The organism is Pullulanibacillus sp. KACC 23026, from assembly GCF_029094525.1.
GTDB lineage: Bacteria > Bacillota > Bacilli > Bacillales > Sporolactobacillaceae > KACC-23026.
In genome coordinates this window covers 2,348,063-2,366,486 of record NZ_CP119107.1, presented here as the reverse complement: position 1 = coordinate 2,366,486, position 18,424 = coordinate 2,348,063, and the positions used below count along the sequence as shown (strand labels likewise).

Below are 18,424 nucleotides of genomic sequence, written 5' to 3'. Positions count from 1 at the left end.
AAACCATTTTAGAGTATACGAGTTCTTATAAAAAGATAAATGCTGTACGGTTCATTATAACAAAGAAAGCAACCAATAAATTGGCTGCTTTTTCATCATACAGTTATTCCTAAGCGGTTTATTGCTCACTTAGGCTTTCAACCGAAACACTTTTTTTCTGATTCGGATCATCAACAGGATGGACAGTGGCTAACCCGTTCTCTTGATCAACATGTTCAATGTAAACCGATTGACCATCACAAATGACATTGGCCATTGCCTGTGAAGATTGAATTTCTTGGGCACGTTTGGCATCCAACGCTATACACCTCCTTCCGAGTACTAGTGAAATCTGGAACCACAAATTTAATATTTACATTGAGCCATTAATTATGAAATTTGGCGTAGACAAATGTAAAAAATCGGCACTCTAACCTTTACCTTCTGCCATTAATTTGTCCCCTTAAAGAGTTGACGATCTAGGAGCTTCGAGTGGCTTTTCTTTTGGGTGAGAAAAAGTAGCCGATGATGATCAGTCCCCCCATGACTAAGCAGGCATAAAACCCGAGCCTCTGTTCCTTTTGGAAAAGGGCAAAAACGGTTAAAAATAGGATAATTCCCATTGTCAGCCAAGTGCTCAAAGGTTGTCCAAATGCCAAGAGAGAAATGGTTTTATCTTTATATTGACGGCGCCAAGCTAAAAACGTCAGCAGGATGATGAAATAATTAAAGAAGGTAAAAAAACTTGAGGAACTTATTAGTAAATTATAGATACTTGATGGCAACACATACGACATGCTGATAAAAACAGCGAGGCCTATTGTGGTGGTGATCAAGGCTCCATACGGAATAGGATTGTTCGGACTCTTCTTAATGGTAAATCGAGGGGCTTCCCCATTATCCCCCAAACTCTTTAATATCTGATTGGCGGAAAAAACGGAACCTGCCATAACGCTAAACGAAGCGATTAGAATCACCGCATTCAAACAATCGGCCAATACATTTAGGTGAACATGCTGCAAGGCTTGTACAAAAGGACTGGTTTGAACGTTGACTTCATTCCACGGGAGTAGAAGCAATAACCCCGCAATTGAAAGCAAATAAAGTCCGGTCAAGGTCCCCACTGTTACCAAGCCGCCAATATCTAAATACTTTGGATGCTTTAAATGAACGGCAGCCGTCGCGAAAACACCAATTCCCGCATAAGCAAAGACCACAATAAGCATGGATTGGGCAAGTCCACTAAAGCCATGTGGGAAAAATCCTGTGTTATGTAAAGCATCGAGGGCTTGTGTCGTTCCCTCGTGTGACTGTCCTCCAAAAATAGCAATACTAGCAACGACAATAAACCCAAACAAAGCGGCAATCTTAATGACGCTCATAAATGATTCTACTGTACTAAAGTTTTTAACTCCAAAAGCATTTATTAAAATAACCAGTGCTGCAAAACTTGAAGACATGATCCAAAGCGGTATATGAGGCAACCAAACTTTCACAAAGATAGCTGAAGCAACCGCTTCACTCGAAATCGTTAAAATACTCATCAAGTAGAACGTCCATCCTTGCATGTAGCCCATAAAACGCCCTAAATACATATCGGCATAGGTTTTAAATGCCCCTTCGCTAGGATGATCGAAGGACAAGCTGTTTAATGCCCCAACCGCTTGCATAGTGATCAACCCGCCTATAACAAAAGCTAATAAAACAGAAGGGCCGGCTGTACGAATAGGAGAACCCGATCCAAGGAAATAACCGGCCCCTATAATCCCTCCTATGCCAATTAATATCAGCTCCCAAACTGACATGGACCCTTTTAAGACTTGTTTTCGGGACTTAACGGAGGCTTGAGCTGTATTTGAGCGTATCGATTTTGTTTTGTCCAATTAAATCCCTCCTAGCAGTGGAAATATACAGTTAGGTTCTCTGTTTACAACGGTTGATATTCTTTCTCGAGTTCTATTTCTTTTTGCATGCTCCTTATTTTGGAAAAACTCGTTCTCTTAGGATTTTAAACACTACTTTTTGATCGTACAAAAAAACTACAGCGATCAATTAGACCACTGCATGGACCTCCTTTATTCATTTCAAACTGTCATTGTACGCTAAAAACTTTTAAAGAACCCGTACCCTCAAAGCATTACTTTGTCTGGACAACTCTATTTATATAGTTTTTTATAACGCTTATCGAAAAGAGATAACGACCTTCTCACGCAAGGTCTTCATTAAATGAAAGGTTTGTTTCATGCTAGCTATTTCATTGATAAAAGCTGATATTGAAAAAGATGACAAGCAAGCTCGATGTCCAGTTGATAATAAATAATAGGGAGTTTGTAGCTTTCGTCAAGGTCCTCCGAAAACGTGATAGTCGACCAGTCCAAGCTAACATGTGTCGGTTCATTGTAAAAATGTTTATGTACATAATGGTAAATTGGACTCTCATCCGGCAAGGCAAACATAACGTTCTCCTTAATTGCTTCTTTCGGTTGAACAGGGGGATAGGTAAAAGCGATGGGCTGAACAGTCTTCCAAGGGAGACTAAATTGTTCCATCGTAAGCTCCTGCGTTAAGGCATCGATATAAGAAATCTCGGCTTTAATCCTCCCTGAAAGCCATAACTGCTGACTTTGTAAATGCAGTTGATGACGATCCAAGTAAACCTCCCAATCCCTGTCGCTTATTTCTTGAACAGGTTGATGGAGTTGTACCTGCTTCTCTACGCTAAAATTAAAAATAGGTTGGGCAATTGCCACCTGGCAACGGGTCAACGCCGCTTGTGAAGCCTCCACCCTATCCCTAACAACTAATGCGCTTTGATTAGACAAGCTCTTATTAAGTCTATTACTCATGGCTGGAAAATGAGATTTATGGATATCACTCATCACAACACCCCTCCTGTATAAACCTTTATGGTGAAAAAAAAAGTCATAGAACCAGTTCATCTAAAAATCAAAAAAGAGACCCTGTTAAGGATCTCTTCACTACATCAAATTAACAATCATCATCTGAGGAGTTGTTTCCAAACGACGCTTGTTGATTTTGCAAAACCTTTAAGGACAATTCAATAACCATTTTTTCCTCGACTGTTTGGAAAGACCCTTCTTCAAACGGAGCGTCTATTTTAAAATTATGCTCGTTATAAACGTCACCCATTTTTTGGTCCAAATATTCATCCATTTCTACAAATTGGCTGGAAAGAAGTTCGCAATAAGGGAGTTCATTGAAAACTTCGCCGCTGATCTGATTAAATTCAGACAGGTCACCCGAAAGCAATTGGTCTTTTTGCGAGAAACCACTAGGAAGCGGTTGACTTTTAAAATAGGAGAAGTTTTGAGTGGTAGGAGTCGTTGAAAATTGGGGTTGATTAATAAAATCCACTTCAGTATACACACTAAACGGAATATCGACAGTCAGAGATTTGATCTTCGACTCTACCCATTTTTTATTTCCGTTAACAGGTGCGGCGTATTGGATATTTTTGCGGACGAAGCCCTTAATAAACAATTTTCTAGTTGGAAGTAACAAACGGCATTGTGTCACTTTAAGGTTTTTCTTAACTTGTTTGATTTCTAATACAGGTTCAGGAAATTTAATATGAGAGTCGAGAGGGATTTGAACTGTTGTTTCAGCAAGAACAACCGGAACTTTTGCATAGAATTGACCATTGACAACTTGTGGAGTCAGCGATTGATTGCTCGCAAAGTTTGGAACTGATGTCTTTGGATAATCAGGATGGTTGTCCATGCTTGAATGATGCTGATCAAACATAATAGGTTTCCACCTTTCCTTTCATTTTTTACTTCATGATAGAATATGCCGTCAAAATGAAAGGGAGTGGACAATCCACTTAATCTATTCATCCAATTTTTTCAGATCGTGACAGCCTTACTAGAGTCATTAATCTAGTAAAGGTTTAATCACGTCTCATTAGAATCCTTTGCTTCTACTTTTAACTGTGTTTCCCCAATGATAATCGCTAACCATTCATGCTCTGTTTTAACTAACACCTGGTTACCGAGTTGCTTAAAGGTCGTGTCAATGCAATTGGGCTGATGGAGGAATTTAACGTGGATATCCAACTCGTCGCTTATCAAATTTTCATTTTGGATGAGAACAGTTAATTGATCCTCATACTGTACTGAAGTTTTGGCAATTTCTGTATGGGTATCCTTCTCATATGCGTACCAAAGGTGTATCTCATAAGTCCCTTGTACAATGACAGATTGATTGTCCCGGTTAGCTTTAAAACGATGATTAAGAATCCAACAGCCTAATAGGTTCGAAATCGGATGCTGTGTTCCCACCTGGTGTAGCGAATTTGAAAGTTTTTTTCCTTTACCACAAATCGCCTTTGTAATGATATCCACGAACATTACGCTTCCCCCCCGGGTATACCGCCCTTTCAAAAAAATAGCCAATAAATTTATCTATGTAACCACTGGTAAGCAAGAATGACAAGAGAAAGCCGTTTATTTATGAAAAACCTGGGACACCGTGTTTATTGGGATGAGAATAACCGACTCGTTTCACAAATGATTTAGAAGATTAGAGTATGATAGGTTTTTTAGTTAAATGGTTCATGAGACAACGACTAATATAAGTGAAAAGTCTATTAATCCGTTCCCTTGCCGTAAAGCCTGTCTCACCCCCATTATATTCATGAAAAACAAAAGTTATTAATAGACAAATACAGTCTCTTACTAAGCAAGCTAAGAGGTTCCTAATAGAAGGGGTACGACTCGAACGATAAGAAAAAGCACTCAATGTTGACATTAAGCTTAATTACCAAAAATCGGCTGTGGCGTCTAATAATGAACTTCTATAATAAGCGGAGGATTTCCGGTTAAACTTCAAAATCAAGCTCAGATGCGGGTAGATAAGCGGAGTTTTTCCTGTTAAGCAGGACAAAATGACTCCAATCCACGCTCTTTGGAGTGAATAGCCGGAATTTCTCCGTCTATTCAAGCTATTTTCAGTTTGATTTCCTAATTAAGAGAAAATTCTCCGCTTATTTATCAACTCCGCTTTAGCGTCCCCCTATTAAAAACAAAAACTTGGGGAACCCCCCAAGCTTTTGTCTGCTCATTATAGTGTTAGTCAACTTGCATTTTCCCTTTATTTACAAGATTAGTTATTTTGTTTGGAAGGCTTGGTTAAGGTCTTGAATAAGGTCTTCAACGGCCTCTATACCAACAGAAAGACGGATCATATCTTCTGTTACACCCGTTTTTTTCAAATCTTCTCCACTTAGCTGCTGATGGGTCGTTGAAGCGGGGTGAATAATTAATGACTTCGCATCACCCACATTAGCCAGGTGCGACCATAATTGAACGGAATCGATGACTTTGCGTCCCGCCTCTCTCCCGCCTTTAATTCCAAAGACGACAACCGAACCAAACGCCTGATCGAAATATTTCTTTGCTAGTGCATGAGACGGATGCCCTTCAAGGCTCGGGTGAGAGACCCATTCCACTTGTGGATGATCACTTAGAAATTCAACCACTTTTTCGGCATTTTGATTATGAGCGGGCATCCTGAGGTGTAACGTTTCTAATCCTTGTAAAATCATGAACGCATTAAACGGGCTTAAGCTCGGTCCCATGTCTCTCAATAGCTGAACCCTTAATTTGGTAATAAAAGCAGCAGCGCCAATATCTTGAGCATATCTGATACCATGATAGCTTTCATCTGGTTCAGTAAATCCTGGGAACTTGCTGCTGTTCCAGTCAAATTTTCCACCATCGACTACTAAGCCGCCGATAGAGCTCCCATGACCGCCAATCCATTTGGTGGCAGAATGAATCACAATATCTGCTCCCCACTCAATTGGACGGCAAACATATGGCGTTGCAAAGGTGCTGTCCACCATTAACGGAATACCGCCTTGATGAGCTATTCCAGCAACGGCTTCTATGTCTAGAATATTTAAGCTTGGATTCCCAATGATTTCGGCATATAAAGCTTTTGTGTTATCTTTAATCGCCTTTTTGAAATTTTCTGGATCCGTTGGGTCAACAAAGCTGACCTCAATCCCGTAATTGGGTAAGGTGACCGCAAATAAATTATAAGTGCCGCCATACAGATTACTTGCCGCTACAATGTGATCACCTGCACGAGCAATATTTAAAATGGATAAGGTGATCGCAGCCATCCCGGAAGATAGAGCGAGCGCTCCAACGCCTTTTTCTAATAAAGCAATTCGTTTTTCTAACACATCCGTTGTTGGATTCATGATTCGCGTATAAATGTTACCTGGCTCCTCTAGAGCAAACAATCGTTGAGCATGAGCCGTGTCTTGAAAGTTATACGAAGTAGTTTGATAGATCGGTACAGCTCTTGAACCCGTTGTGGGATCAGGCTCCTGCCCTCCGTGTACAGCCAAGGATTCTAGCCTCAGATTATCAAATTGTCCCATTCTTGCCACTCTCCTTTTTAAAAACAGCGCTTGCAAAGCCAGGTTTTCAAAAGGCCACTCCTTATTAGTTTAAAAGGAATCCTGGCATTCCTTTTGATCACAGATTCTAAACCAGTACGAAAACAACAGATAGATTATTAAGAATATATTGATTATACAGCATTAAGATAAATAAATACAACCATTTTACTAGGTTTTATTTTGTTCATGATGTTTTCCAAGTAGGAGCCGCGCCCGCGGAAAGCGAGGTTATTTCGCACTTAAAAGCGATGTTTTAATGGCGATTTATCCTCAAGTCGAGATTTTCACAATTTCCGAAACAAAGAAAAAGACCATTCCGATTAAGCGAATGGTCTGCATAAATAAATAATGGGGTGTTTGTATAACACGTTCAGAGTCAATCGTTCTGAGTTTTGGATGCGAATAAGTCTTTCGTTAAGCTTAATTGCGGCGGGTTTGGACGTGTGTAGCCATATATATCGACATACATTTTTTCAATTTCATCACCTGTTAAATCGCCTCGTGAAAGTAACTCTTCAGCAATACGATGAACAAATGCGTTGTTTTCCGTAACGAGGTGTTTGACTTGTTTCATTTGGTCATTTAATAAGAGATTAATCTTAGGTCGGAGGTTTTTAAGGCCATCCATTTGATTGCCTACAGCAAGCCAGCTAAAAAGCTCATCTCCCATCCCGACTAGGCCTAAGTAAGCACCTGCCAGTTCAGTCGCTTGTTGAAGATCAGATGTGACCCCATTTAATTTCTTCCCTAAGAACTCTTCCTCCACGGCACGGGCTGCCAAACAAACTTGAATTTCAGCTAAAATTTCACTGTCAGATCGGTTATAACGTTCATGAGTCGGCTTAGTCGACGCAAGACCTAAAGCGTCGCCGCGACGAATAATCGTCACTTTCCAAACCCGATCATGAGGTTTTAGAAGGAATTGGGCGACAGCATGACCGGCTTCGTGGTAAGCGACATTTCGCTTCTCTTCCTCACTCATCGAACGAAGCGGCTGTTTAAGCCCCCACTCATACGTTTCCATAGCCTCTCTGAAATCTTCGTAATTCATCGTTTCTGCACCGCGCTGATGGGCGATAACGACTGATTCATTAACAATATGCTTTATTTGGGCAGGACTATAGCCAATGGTATCAAGAGCAACCTTCTCAGGTGTTAGGGAATCATCCTTTTTCACCTTTTGAAGATAATAGCTAAAGATATCAATTCGGCCATCATAATCGGGGGAATCCACCCAAAGCTTCCGGTCAAATCGTCCCGGACGAAGCAGTGCCTGATCAAGGACATCAGGAAGATTGGTCGCGCCAATGGTTAAAACCGATGGACGTTCGGCTTTCTTTTTCCTTAAGCCAAGTGATCGAAGGAACTTCCCAAATTTAGAGTTGTCGATATTAGGGGGATCCATTTGGATTAACAGTTCGTTGAGGAGGCCAGAGCCGCCCATGCCGAACATCCCCATCCCTCCACCAGTACCCGATTGTCGGCTCATACCAATGGCATCGATTTCATCAATGAAGATAATGCAGGCCCCATAAACTTTTGCTAATTTTCTAGCTTTTCGATAAATCCCCATCACTTTTAAGTTACTCACACCAAAGAACATGTTTTGAAAACTAGGCGCAGAAGCATAAGCAAAAGGGACATTTGCTTCGTTTGCAATAACTTGCGCCAGATAGGATTTACCCGTTCCTGGAGGACCGCACAGAAGCAATCCGCGAATCGCTTCTCCTCCCATTTCTTTAAATTCCTTTACTCCCTTAAGCAGGGTCGTAATCCGCTTAGCATTTTCAACGATTTCGGGATTTCCCCGATAATCCTCCCAACTAAACCCGGTCTCTCCAGGGAGGATCCAATACGTTCTCCCTCTCCCTAAGAACCAAAACATGGCCGCAAACTGAATGATAATAAAAAGAATAGCTGAAAAGAGTTGAAGTAAAAGTCCGCCGATGCTTAAAGCCACCTGCCAGTATGCCGGCCCTCCTAATCCTACAATCGCAATGATTAATACAAGAGCGGCGAGCCAGAGGATCGTCTTACGCCACCTAATCCACCTATGTTTCCTCATAGCTTCACATCCGTTTCTTCAAATAATTAAAATTATACAGTAATTGTCCTCAAAATTTCACTAATAAGTTAATAATATAATTCCTTTTTAAATTATTCCTTAACACCAATCATTATTTTTTAAACCAGTCTGCCTTTTCCATGTTTAAAAACGGAATTTCCGTATTGACCTGACCAACAATTTGATCAACTGAGAAATTTTCTCCAGTTAACCACTTCAAAAAATCAAATTGCTTTGGTTCCTGATCTCCCCCTAAAGCAAACCAAGCCCTCAATTCTCTCGGAAAATAGGCAGCCGTGTGAATCGTGCCTGCCCAACTTCCATAAAGATCAGAAAAGACACCTTTGTCTTTCGTATTTAAAAGCTGAAAAGCCTCACTCTCATTCAAATCCTGCATGGAGTGATCATTCATGAGAGCCAATCTTTTGTTTGAATCCTCTAGACAGTGACGATTCTCCTCTTTCTGTATCTTAAAATGATTGGTACATGAATAATCCCTTCTGACTTCCACTCTTCTCGGTGAGGCTTCTACGATATAAGGTCGTTCACTCGTTTTATCATAAAGAACATAGCTAAAAGAACCTCGATGCGGAATCTCCTTCAGCAAATCAACGGCTTCTTCAGCATTTGCGCAAAGCTCAAGGACGAGTCTCCCAATCATATAGCATAAAATACCGATTCCAGGACGCTTCCGGTTGACAAACGTATAGCCCATTGTCAGACCTTTTTCGTTCATTCCGTCACTTCTTCCGGTAATTTTATGACTAACCCCAATGGTCGCATAGCCTCCGTCTGTTGGCTGATAAACCATGTAGCGCCCGTCGTATGTCTTCGGGTGATAATCATAATTGCGAATCAGATAATTTTCACCTGCATAAATTGAACAGCCTGAAGGCGTCACGTTAAGCCTGTACCCCGCGAATTCCAGCAAGGTTCGCTCCATTCCCCATTTCAGTGCCTCTTGCAGTCCCATTAATTCTTCCCAGATGAAAGGGGCCAAGTTTCGGTAAACATCCTTGGTCTCTTCTACATCTATCCTAAAAAGCGGTTTTCGCACCTTCCATTGACGTTCCCTGTTTCTTATTAAAATCGACTCTCTTATCATTTCTCCCTGTTTCAATCCAAAATCATAATGCGATCCACGAAACTGAAGCACATCTGTCGCTATCTTTTTCATGCCAAATTCCTCCAAATAGGCTGCTTGTTTTAAAGTTACTTTAGTTCGTAAAAAAAGAAAAGGATAAAGACTTTCCTAAAATAGAAAGTCTTTATCCTCTAGAAAAAAGGCTGTTCGAACGAAAAATTGAGAACATCACTCTTGTTAAACTTCAATCGGCAAAGAACTTGGCTTTAAACATAAGCCCTTCTGCGGACATGTGCGCCTTCTAACGGAAGATCCTTAATGTGGTGAAAATAATAATCACCGTTTTGCTCCTCAATTCGTGTTTCAACCCAGGATTCATGATCATCTTCATGATTATGTACCAGAACTTCAATCAGACTCCCAGTCGTGAATTCATATTTATCAGAGATGGCATATCGACCATTCGGCCTTTTATAAAGGGTCCCCTCTTCAATTATCGGATGGCTCAAATAGTTTAATTGATGATGAATATCCTCAAGCTTCGAGATGATATACCCGCATTCATTATTAAGAAAAATATCGTTAGGATCTGCAAAATTGACATTTAGATTTTGATCTGGTCCAAAATGGATCGACTCTAATACCTCTTTAATTTCATCTTTCATACTCACTAATTGATTCAAAACGTCGCTCGGGGTTGGACTAGACATGTAATGACCTCCTCATTTAATTGGATTACATGTCTATTATTTGGGAAAGAGGGGAGGTTTAAACGTTCATAAATCCTGCTGGAGTAAATTTCATTTTTTGAGATCTTTCAATGACCCTCCGCTTTGAACCCTAAACAAACTAGTCACGACTTTTTTATAGTGGTTGTAACATTCGGTTTTAAAGAATGGATTGCAAGATTTTCTAAGTTAACGAACTAGCCCACCAAACTTCTTTGTTTCCTTTTGTATATTGCTGGAGGAATCGGTCTATTGGATAGGGCTGCAGATTTTTTATTTCTAAGTCCTCGACCTCCATCCAGAAAAAAGTTAAGTGAGCTTCATTTGAGATTGGATTTAAGCCAGTCTGTAAGTCATCACTTTCTACGGCAAATAATTGATTGATCTCACAGTTTAGACCACCATCACTCTCCCACTTATTCTCGATCAGTCCAAGAAATGATCCAATATAACAGTCAATTCCTAACTCTTCCATCAATTCTCTTTTTAAAGCATCCTTTGCGCTTTCGCCAAATTCAATATGTCCTCCAGGCAAAAATAAGAGATTGGGATACCCCTCTGCCCTTGAAAGCAGAACTCTCTTGTCTTTAATGATGATCCCTCTCGCTACATGATGAAAATATTCATTCAACGTTCAAACTCCTAACCTAGATTTTTTATCTGTCATCGATCCATCATTTCAAAAAGAATTCTTGGAATATCACTATTTTCGAGCCGCCAGCTGAAAAGATTTCGCAGCAACCCGTATGCGTAAACCGGAACATTCTCACCCGTTATAACCCTTCGTTGTCCATCCGGTACTTGAATAATGATTAATGAGAGGAATAAGAGCCTGACAGGTTTCCTCAATTTCCATTTCTAAAGTCGCCTTATATGGAGCTTAATTCCTCTTCTGTCAGTTTAAGAGGGAGGTAAGACGGCAGGTGCGACATGTCTTTTGTTTGATGCAAGACGTTTGCGAATGACACGAGGCGTTGCAGTTATCGACCTAATTATTTAGGCTTCATTTGAAATTCTCATTACGATCAAGGCTTATTCCATCCGTAGTTGAATTTTAAAAAACGCAAATGGACCGATATAAGACTTATCAGCCCATTTACGAGTAGAATGGTTATCCTTCGTTTCCTGATGTTGCTTCCAACTTTCAAAAATCTCTAGCGAAGTAAGTTTGTCTTAGCCAGCTCCACAAGTTTACTTCCCTCGCCATTAAGAACGGCTTTGAGCATCCAAAGCGTAAATCCATGAGCCTGATCAAAATTAATTTTTGGCGGCAAGGATAATTCCTGACGATTAACTAATACATCTAAAAGAACGGGCCCATCGATTTCCAAAGCTCGCTTGACGGATGATTCAAGATCAGCGGGATCTTCAACACGAATGCCTTCAAACCCTATGGCCTGTGCAACAGAAGCGAAATTTGGGTTAATTAATTCAGTTCCTGTTTCTAAATACCCTGCTGCCTTCATTTCCAATTCAACAAAGCTCAGGGCACTGTTGTTAAAGACGACCACTTTAATTGGCAGTCGATATTGTTTAACGGTTAGCAAATCCCCCATGAGCATGGCTAAACCGCCGTCACCTGAGAATGAAATAACTTGTCTTGCAGGATTGGCAATTTGCGCTCCAATCGCTTGCGGCAGTGCATTGGCCATTGTCCCGTGGTTAAAAGATCCTATAAGTCGTCTCTTTCCATTCATCTGTAAGTAACGGGCTGCCCAAAGCGTTGGGGTTCCAACATCACAAGTAAAGACGGCATCCTCATTTGCCCAATCACTGACTACTTTTGTTAAATACTGGGGATGAATAGGTGGATGACCAGGTTTTCCTGTTGCCAGCTCATCTAGATGAGTTCGAACTTTTTGGTAATCAGAAACATATTTTTCAAGATGCCGCGAGTCATGAGACTCTGTGAGATAAGGAAGTAATGCCTCAATGGTTTCTTTAACATCTCCGCATACACCTAGCTTTAAATCAGCCCTTCTCCCCAAATGTTGCGGCCGTATATCGACTTGAAGAATGTCGGCGTCCTTAGGGAAAAACTGACGATACGGAAAATCAGTTCCCAGCATTAACAGAACATCACAATCCATCATGGCATGATAACCTGAAGAATAGCCAATTAACCCTGTTAGACCGACTGAATAAGGATTATCATATTCTAGAAACTCTTTTCCTCTGAGCGCAATGACCATTGGCGATTTTAATCGATCGCATAGAGTCATTAATTGCGAATGCGCCCCTTCACAGCCCGCACCGCAAAGCAAGGTGATTCGTTTTCCTTTATTGAGAAAGTCGGCAAGCTGTTTTAATTCTTTCTCTGGTGGACGAATCACCGGTTTTGACACGTGAATGACTTGTTCTGGAACGGACTCCTCATCCGTTAAGGCAGCCACATCTCCTGGAAGTACAAGGACCGATACATCTTGTTGGGCGATTGAGTGTTGTAAAGCAAGCGTGACCATTCGAGGCATTTGTTCAGGCCGGGTAACCGTCTCACTGAAACAGCTGCATTGTCTAAAAAGCTCCTCTGGACGAGTCTGCTGGAAATAACCTCCGCCAATTTCATGACTTGGAATATGGGCAGCAATCGCTAATACAGGAATGCGGCTCCTGTGACAATCGTATAAACCATTAATTAAATGAAGATTCCCAGGACCGCTGCTTCCTGCGCAAACAGCGATACTGTCCGTTAATAAAGCATCTGAGCCGGCAGCAAAAGCGGCTACTTCTTCGTGTCTGACTCCGATCCATTGAATTTTTTCAGAACGTCTGATAGCATCCAAAACGGCATTCAAAGAATCCCCAACAATTCCATAAATCCGCTTAACTCCGGCTTTTACAAGTGATTCAATAAGCAAATCAGCAATCGTCTTTTTCATGACTTCCTCCAATAGAATAGTGCCTTTTATATACTGTTTCTAGTAGTATTGCCAATTTCTTAAAGGATAAAAAAGACGACAACTAAAATCGTTGTCGTCTAAAGTGGTTAGATCTATTATTGAAGTCGTAACCGTTTAACTTCTGCTTTTCAGGTATAAACGGATTAAAACCACGATGATGATAATTCCGGCAATGATCAGCCGATTGCGTATACCGAGCCGCTGATTGAGGCTCCGTCGTCGGCCGCTTTTCGTCTCTTGCGTTGGGGCTTGAGCAGTTGAACCCTGTCTTTCCCAGCGAATATTACGGAAAAGCTGCCGAATAAGGTTACCTTCGCTATAAGACAGGACATTGCGTGAATATACGCGTTCACCGAAATAGGCAACCAATCCCACAGCGATGACCTGCAGCAAAAGCGCTATCCAAGCCTCACCCGCTCCGACAGACAGATTGGCGAAGCGTGTCGGCATCATGGTCGGCGAGAGAAAGGGAATGAAGGACATGACTTGTAAGACGACATTACTCGGATTCGAAGCCAGCGCAAAGCTTGAAATATAACCAATCATGCTTAAAAAAACGACAGGCTGTGTGGCTTGCTGAGCTTGACTCTGGTCGTTGACAAGCGAGGCAATGATGGACGCCAGCAGCAGGAAGCCCACTACCGCGATAATGGTCATCAAGGCAATAAAAATTAGAAAGCCTGTATTCAACCCCGCCAACATCGAGGTCACCTGCTTGACGACACTATTGCCTCTAAAGCCAAAGTAGAGTGCCGTTCCGCCGATCGCATAAATCGCGATATGTGTAAGCGCGAGCAGCATCACGCCAAGCGTCTTGCCATAATACTGCACGCGGCTCGACGTCACGGCAAGTAAGATTTCCATGATACGATTCGACTTCTCATTTGCGATTTCCTGCGAAATGACGCCTGTGTAGAGGGTCAGGAAAATAAAGATAACAATGACAGTGAAAATCGCAAGGTGGCTATTAGCCCCAATCTGTGTTTCACTAAGCGTTGTTTCAGCTGCATTTTGCGTGACAATCGAGAGTTGAGCAGGCTGCAAAAGGGTTGCGACTTCGGCACTCGTCAGATGCATCTGCGCCGCACGCTTCTCAATCAAGAGCTGTGTCAGTGCCGTCCGAACACTCGTTTCATCGATTTTCCCTTCCGTCTTTGACGTTGCTATCAGTTGAAACTTCTCCGTACTGTTATCAAAGGTAAGAAAAGCATCAATATCATGATTATGGAGCTGCTTTTGTGCCTCAGACTTACTTGCAACCTCAGAAATCGTCGCATCAATTGACTTCTCCTGCTTCAGAGCCTGCTCTAGAGAGGGTTCATTCACCACAGCAAGCTTCGGTGTGTCGCGATTGACATTCAGATAGGAGATTCCGATGGCGATGATAGGCACAAGGAGCGGCCCAATGACCAACGCCCAAAAGCTAAAGGACTTCAGCCGCTTCAGATAAGCATTTTTGGCTACAAGCCAGAGTTGATCCATTAGTTGCCACCTCCCGCGCTCACGTTACCCGAAGGTTGAACGCTCTGGTCGTGTTCAACCTTCATCCGAAAGATTTCATCCAATGTCGGCGGCGCCTGCATAAAGGCTTGCACGTAACCAGATGCACTCACACGCTTGAAAATCTCGTGCCCGACCGCCTCGTCAGTGACTTGCACCACACGACCTCCCGCTTGCTTTTTGATTGACTGCACGCCTGCAAAACCGCGTAGTTCCTCATCAGTAATATCCGATTGCAGAAAAATTCGCGTGCGACCATAGGACTCGCGAATAGCTTGTACGCCTCCTTGCAGCACAGTTTTACCATTTTTCAACATCGTCAAATTATCCGAAAGAAGCTCCACATCGCTCATATTGTGATTGGAGAAGATAACCACCGCTCCCTGCTCCTTTATCCGCTTAATTTCATTGCGAAGGAGTTCGGTATTGACTGGGTCAAGCCCCGTAAAAGGCTCATCCAAAATCAAAAACTCCGGTTCGTGGATTAGTGTCGCAATGAACTGAACCTTCTGGGCGTTACCCTTGGAGAGCGCCTGCACCTTATCTGTCGCTTTCCCCACGACCTCAAGCCGTGTCAGCCATTGATTGAGCTTCGTCCGCGCATCTGCCCGCTTCATTCCGTGCAGCTCCGCAAAATAGACAACCTGATCCTCAACCGTCATTTTCTGGTAAAGTCCGCGTTCCTCTGGCAGAAAACCGATTTTCTTCTTAAACGCCTGAGTGATAGGCGCCCCGTTCCAGCTTATACTGCCGCTGTCTGCTTTGATAAAGTTGAGGATCATCCGAAAAGTCGTGGTCTTGCCCGCTCCATTTTGCCCGATAAGCCCCATCACCTCGCCATCCATGACGGTCATATCGAGATCATCCACTGCCACCTTCTCGCCAAAACGCTTCGAAACACCTGAAATTTTTAGCACCCTATTACCCCCTAGCTTTGGTTCTCAAAGCTTTTTTCACAGATTAGCAATTTTTTTCTTGAACATTCGCCCTCTTTAACAGAATTAAAATTTTTACAATAGTTTTGACATATAATACTCATTAAATGTTCGACCATCTATAACAAGCGAATTTCTTCTCGTTCCTTCTAAACTTAAAACCAATATGAAGTAATGGAACATTCTCTGTTTTTTAGCATATCATTATTTTCCTTTTAAAAGTTAAACTATCATAAAAGCGTCTCTTCAATTTTATTGATTATACACTGCCGGTTAGTTAAGTAAATGATCTTAGAATGCTTAATAACCCATTCTATGAGTGCTTTCTTAATTCTTGATTTTTCTCGAAAAACATAGCCATTGTTTCCTAACGGTTGATATTATCAACCGAAATATCGTGTAAGTCCATTGATATTATAGGTTAAATACCCTTTAATTAAATTAAAGGGGTGAAATGATGTTGAAGGATATTAATATTGCAAAGGTGATTTCAGCAAAGAGGAACGAAAAAGGGATCACTCAAGATCAGCTGGCTGAGTATATCGGTGTGACAAAAGCTTCTGTCTCAAAATGGGAAACTGATAAAAGCTATCCGGACATCACTTTGCTTCCACAATTATCCTCCTTTTTTAACATTAGTATTGATGAACTTATTGGTTATTCGCCGCAAATGACTAAAGAAACGATAAAGAAAACGTATCACCATCTCGCATCGGAGTTTAGCCATAAGACTTTTAACGAAGTTCTCATTGAATGCCGTAAACTAATAAAAAAGTATTACGCCTGTTTTCCCCTATTGCTTCAAATAGCTAAACTATTTGTGAATCATTATATGCTTGCAAAGGATAAAGAAAAACAGGAAGCCCTATTACAAGAAACGATCGATTTGTGCCGACGAATAAAAAAAGAATGTGATGACATTTGGATCACGAAACAAGCTAATTCATTTGAAACAATTTGTCATATCATCTTAAATCAACCATTGGAAGCAATTGAACTGCTTGATGAAACACTGAAACCGCCAATCAGCGATCACTTTTTGCTTTCTAAAGCCTATCAAATGACTGGCAATAGTGAGAAGGCAAAAGAAGTTATACAAGTGGGCCTTTATCATCATCTGCGTGGTATTCTTGGTCCAGCTCAGTCTTATTTACTATTGATTGCTGACAAACCTAGCAAATTTGAACAAGCGCTTGATCGGTTTCTTCAAATAACTAAAGTCTTTGAAGTTGAAAAGCTGGATCCTAATATAACGTGCCTGCTTTATTTGGCTGCCGCACAAGGTTACAGCATTCAAAACAACCAAGAAAAAGCACTGGAAATGCTAGAAAAATACGTCTGTATTTGTACAACATCTCTTCTGCCCTACGAATTAAAAGGAGACTCTTTTTTTGACCGTATTGATAATTGGTTGAAGGATTATGACATTGAAGCTCCGCGAGATGAGAAAACGATACGAAAAAGCATCCTGCAAAGTGTTGTTGAAAATCCTGCATTCATTTCTTTGCACAATGAGCGGAAATACAAACAAATTATCGAGAAATTAAATCGAGATTTTATAAAAGAATAGTCTGAGAAATATGTGTGGTTGCGAATGCGGTTTTCTAATTTATAGCAACTAATCCCTTGTTAGGAATTTGAGGAGGTAACGATCATGACTGACGAGAAAATTATAATTGGAGAAGCAACCAACTTTCCTCTTAATGGACGATTAACGCTCCCAAAAAGAATGGATGGCTTGGTTCCTGCCGTTGTCTTAGTTCACGGTTCTGGTCCGACGAATATGGATGAACAAATTGGGAATATTGCTCCTTTTAAAGACCTTGCTGAAGGGTTGTCGCAAAAAGGAATTGCGGTATTGAGATATGATAAGAGAACATTCGTATATGGCAAAGAAATGAGAAATGATCGCTCATTATCTGTCAAAGAAGAAACCATTGAAGATGCGATCCTTGCAGCTAACTTTTTGCGAAACGATTCACGAATTGATTCAAACAAACTCTTTATTATTGGTCATAGCTTAGGCGGAATGTTAGCCCCGCGGATTGATGCAGAGGGCGGTCATTTTACAGGAATCATTATCATGGCCGGGTCTCCACGTAAATTTGAAGAAATTATTATGGACCAAAATGAAGCGGTTTTAAAATCGCTGAACACGTTTTTGAAATGGATTGGAAGGAAACAAGTTGCCGCCCTGTCTTCAAAATTGGCTAACATCTACCAATTAAGTAATGAAGAAGCAAAATCAACTCGTGTTTTAGGAAAATATGTTAAAGCCTTCTACTTAAAAGAAATGGGTGAACACCCTTCAACCGATTATCTGGAGGTCTTGACTAAACCCCTATTGATCTTGCAAGGGGAAAAGGATTTTCAAGTCTCAGTGGAAAAAGATTTTAATGGTTATAGAAAGTTATTGGAAGACAAATCGAATGTGACGTTTAAACTTTATCCAAACTTGAACCATGCCTTTATGCCATCTGTTTATGGCGAAGTTCGAAAAGCTAAAAAAGAGTATAAGGTTGCCCAACATATGGATCATCAAGTGATAGCGGACATTGCGAACTGGATTTTTTCTGTATAGGGTTAGAAGGCCTTTAATAGCCGGATTTCTTTGGCGAATATAGTTGTTCCCAAATAATCGTTGTATATAATTTTTAAAGGGAGGCCATTCATGTGATAGTCGTTACAACAGAAAACATCAAAGGTTACAAAATTGTCGAGATAAAAGGGCCTGTTTTTGGTCTAATTGTAAGAAGCAGAGGGATTGGCGGTGATATTATGGCAGGGCTCAAATCCCTTT

At 41.2% G+C, this 18,424-nt stretch carries 15 protein-coding genes and 1 pseudogene; 3 read left to right on the top strand and 13 right to left on the bottom strand.

Features of this window, described 5'->3' with window-relative positions:
* Nucleotides 1-118 precede the first annotated feature (118 nt).
* From PU629_RS11065 to PU629_RS11005, 13 genes are all read right to left on the bottom strand, one after another.
* Nucleotides 119-298: an H-type small acid-soluble spore protein gene (locus tag PU629_RS11065; RefSeq protein ID WP_275284305.1), complete on the bottom strand. Its 180-nt coding sequence runs from the start codon at nucleotides 296-298 to the stop codon at nucleotides 119-121.
* 160 nt (nucleotides 299-458) lie between these two features.
* Complete coding sequence (locus PU629_RS11060; RefSeq protein WP_275284304.1) at nucleotides 459-1,862, bottom strand: amino acid permease; 1,404 nt, start codon at nucleotides 1,860-1,862, stop codon at nucleotides 459-461.
* A 366-nt stretch (nucleotides 1,863-2,228) separates the two neighbouring features.
* Nucleotides 2,229-2,858: a hypothetical protein gene (locus PU629_RS11055; RefSeq protein WP_275284303.1), complete on the bottom strand. Its 630-nt coding sequence runs from the start codon at nucleotides 2,856-2,858 to the stop codon at nucleotides 2,229-2,231.
* 109 nt (nucleotides 2,859-2,967) lie between these two features.
* Nucleotides 2,968-3,744 (bottom strand): CsxC family protein, encoded by a 777-nt coding sequence (locus tag PU629_RS11050; protein WP_275284302.1) that lies wholly within the window; start codon nucleotides 3,742-3,744, stop codon nucleotides 2,968-2,970.
* Between the two features lie 149 nt (nucleotides 3,745-3,893).
* The gene (gene cotE / locus PU629_RS11045) at nucleotides 3,894-4,349 is read right to left on the bottom strand and encodes an outer spore coat protein CotE (RefSeq protein ID WP_275284301.1); all 456 of its coding nucleotides are present in this window, start codon (nucleotides 4,347-4,349) and stop codon (nucleotides 3,894-3,896) included.
* Between the two features lie 758 nt (nucleotides 4,350-5,107).
* The gene (locus tag PU629_RS11040; RefSeq protein ID WP_275284300.1) at nucleotides 5,108-6,391 is read right to left on the bottom strand and encodes an O-acetylhomoserine aminocarboxypropyltransferase/cysteine synthase family protein; all 1,284 of its coding nucleotides are present in this window, start codon (nucleotides 6,389-6,391) and stop codon (nucleotides 5,108-5,110) included.
* 397 nt (nucleotides 6,392-6,788) lie between these two features.
* Nucleotides 6,789-8,477, bottom strand: coding sequence for an AAA family ATPase (locus PU629_RS11035; RefSeq protein WP_275284299.1), 1,689 nt, complete (start codon nucleotides 8,475-8,477; stop codon nucleotides 6,789-6,791).
* Between the two features lie 112 nt (nucleotides 8,478-8,589).
* On the bottom strand, nucleotides 8,590-9,654 hold the full coding sequence (locus tag PU629_RS11030) for a C45 family autoproteolytic acyltransferase/hydrolase (protein WP_275284298.1): 1,065 nt from the start codon (nucleotides 9,652-9,654) through the stop codon (nucleotides 8,590-8,592).
* A gap of 173 nt (nucleotides 9,655-9,827) precedes the next feature.
* On the bottom strand, nucleotides 9,828-10,271 hold the full coding sequence (locus PU629_RS11025; RefSeq protein ID WP_275284297.1) for a DUF5348 domain-containing protein: 444 nt from the start codon (nucleotides 10,269-10,271) through the stop codon (nucleotides 9,828-9,830).
* Between the two features lie 202 nt (nucleotides 10,272-10,473).
* Complete coding sequence (locus PU629_RS11020) at nucleotides 10,474-10,920, bottom strand: NUDIX domain-containing protein (protein ID WP_275284296.1); 447 nt, start codon at nucleotides 10,918-10,920, stop codon at nucleotides 10,474-10,476.
* 523 nt (nucleotides 10,921-11,443) lie between these two features.
* Nucleotides 11,444-13,168, bottom strand: coding sequence for a ubiquinone-dependent pyruvate dehydrogenase (gene poxB / locus PU629_RS11015; protein ID WP_275284295.1), 1,725 nt, complete (start codon nucleotides 13,166-13,168; stop codon nucleotides 11,444-11,446).
* Nucleotides 13,169-13,303: 135 nt separating this feature from the next.
* The gene (locus PU629_RS11010; protein ID WP_275284294.1) at nucleotides 13,304-14,671 is read right to left on the bottom strand and encodes an ABC transporter permease; all 1,368 of its coding nucleotides are present in this window, start codon (nucleotides 14,669-14,671) and stop codon (nucleotides 13,304-13,306) included.
* Nucleotides 14,671-15,606, bottom strand: a complete 936-nt coding sequence (locus tag PU629_RS11005) for an ABC transporter ATP-binding protein (RefSeq protein ID WP_275284293.1) — start codon at nucleotides 15,604-15,606, stop codon at nucleotides 14,671-14,673. Before PU629_RS11005 ends, PU629_RS11010 begins: the two co-directional genes overlap by 1 nt.
* A gap of 475 nt (nucleotides 15,607-16,081) precedes the next feature.
* Here PU629_RS11005 and PU629_RS11000 point away from each other — a divergent pair, with 475 nt between their 5' ends.
* From PU629_RS11000 to PU629_RS10990, 3 genes and pseudogenes are all read left to right on the top strand, one after another.
* Nucleotides 16,082-17,194, top strand: a complete 1,113-nt coding sequence (locus PU629_RS11000) for a helix-turn-helix domain-containing protein (protein WP_275284292.1) — start codon at nucleotides 16,082-16,084, stop codon at nucleotides 17,192-17,194.
* A gap of 84 nt (nucleotides 17,195-17,278) precedes the next feature.
* A complete protein-coding gene (locus tag PU629_RS10995) occupies nucleotides 17,279-18,205 on the top strand; it encodes an alpha/beta hydrolase family protein (protein ID WP_275284291.1) in 927 nt (308 codons plus the stop codon).
* Between the two features lie 92 nt (nucleotides 18,206-18,297).
* A pseudogene (locus PU629_RS10990) lies at nucleotides 18,298-18,423 on the top strand (heavy metal-binding domain-containing protein); the annotation flags it as partial.
* Nucleotide 18,424: the final 1 nt, after the last annotated feature.

Bases quoted from the DNA above. Each gene is read 5' to 3' on its own strand.
- PU629_RS11055 (WP_275284303.1), bottom strand. From the start codon at position 2,858: ATGAGTGATATCCATAAATCTCATTTTCCAGCCATGAGTAATAGACTT.
- PU629_RS11050 (WP_275284302.1), bottom strand. From the start codon at position 3,744: ATGTTTGATCAGCATCATTCAAGCATGGACAACCATCCTGATTATCCA.
- cotE (WP_275284301.1), bottom strand. From the start codon at position 4,349: ATGTTCGTGGATATCATTACAAAGGCGATTTGTGGTAAAGGAAAAAAA.
- PU629_RS11040 (WP_275284300.1), bottom strand. From the start codon at position 6,391: ATGGGACAATTTGATAATCTGAGGCTAGAATCCTTGGCTGTACACGGA.
- PU629_RS11035 (WP_275284299.1), bottom strand. From the start codon at position 8,477: ATGAGGAAACATAGGTGGATTAGGTGGCGTAAGACGATCCTCTGGCTC.
- PU629_RS11030 (WP_275284298.1), bottom strand. From the start codon at position 9,654: ATGAAAAAGATAGCGACAGATGTGCTTCAGTTTCGTGGATCGCATTAT.
- PU629_RS11025 (WP_275284297.1), bottom strand. From the start codon at position 10,271: ATGTCTAGTCCAACCCCGAGCGACGTTTTGAATCAATTAGTGAGTATG.
- poxB (WP_275284295.1), bottom strand. From the start codon at position 13,168: ATGAAAAAGACGATTGCTGATTTGCTTATTGAATCACTTGTAAAAGCC.
- PU629_RS11010 (WP_275284294.1), bottom strand. From the start codon at position 14,671: ATGGATCAACTCTGGCTTGTAGCCAAAAATGCTTATCTGAAGCGGCTG.
- PU629_RS11000 (WP_275284292.1), top strand. From the start codon at position 16,082: ATGTTGAAGGATATTAATATTGCAAAGGTGATTTCAGCAAAGAGGAAC.
- PU629_RS10995 (WP_275284291.1), top strand. From the start codon at position 17,279: ATGACTGACGAGAAAATTATAATTGGAGAAGCAACCAACTTTCCTCTT.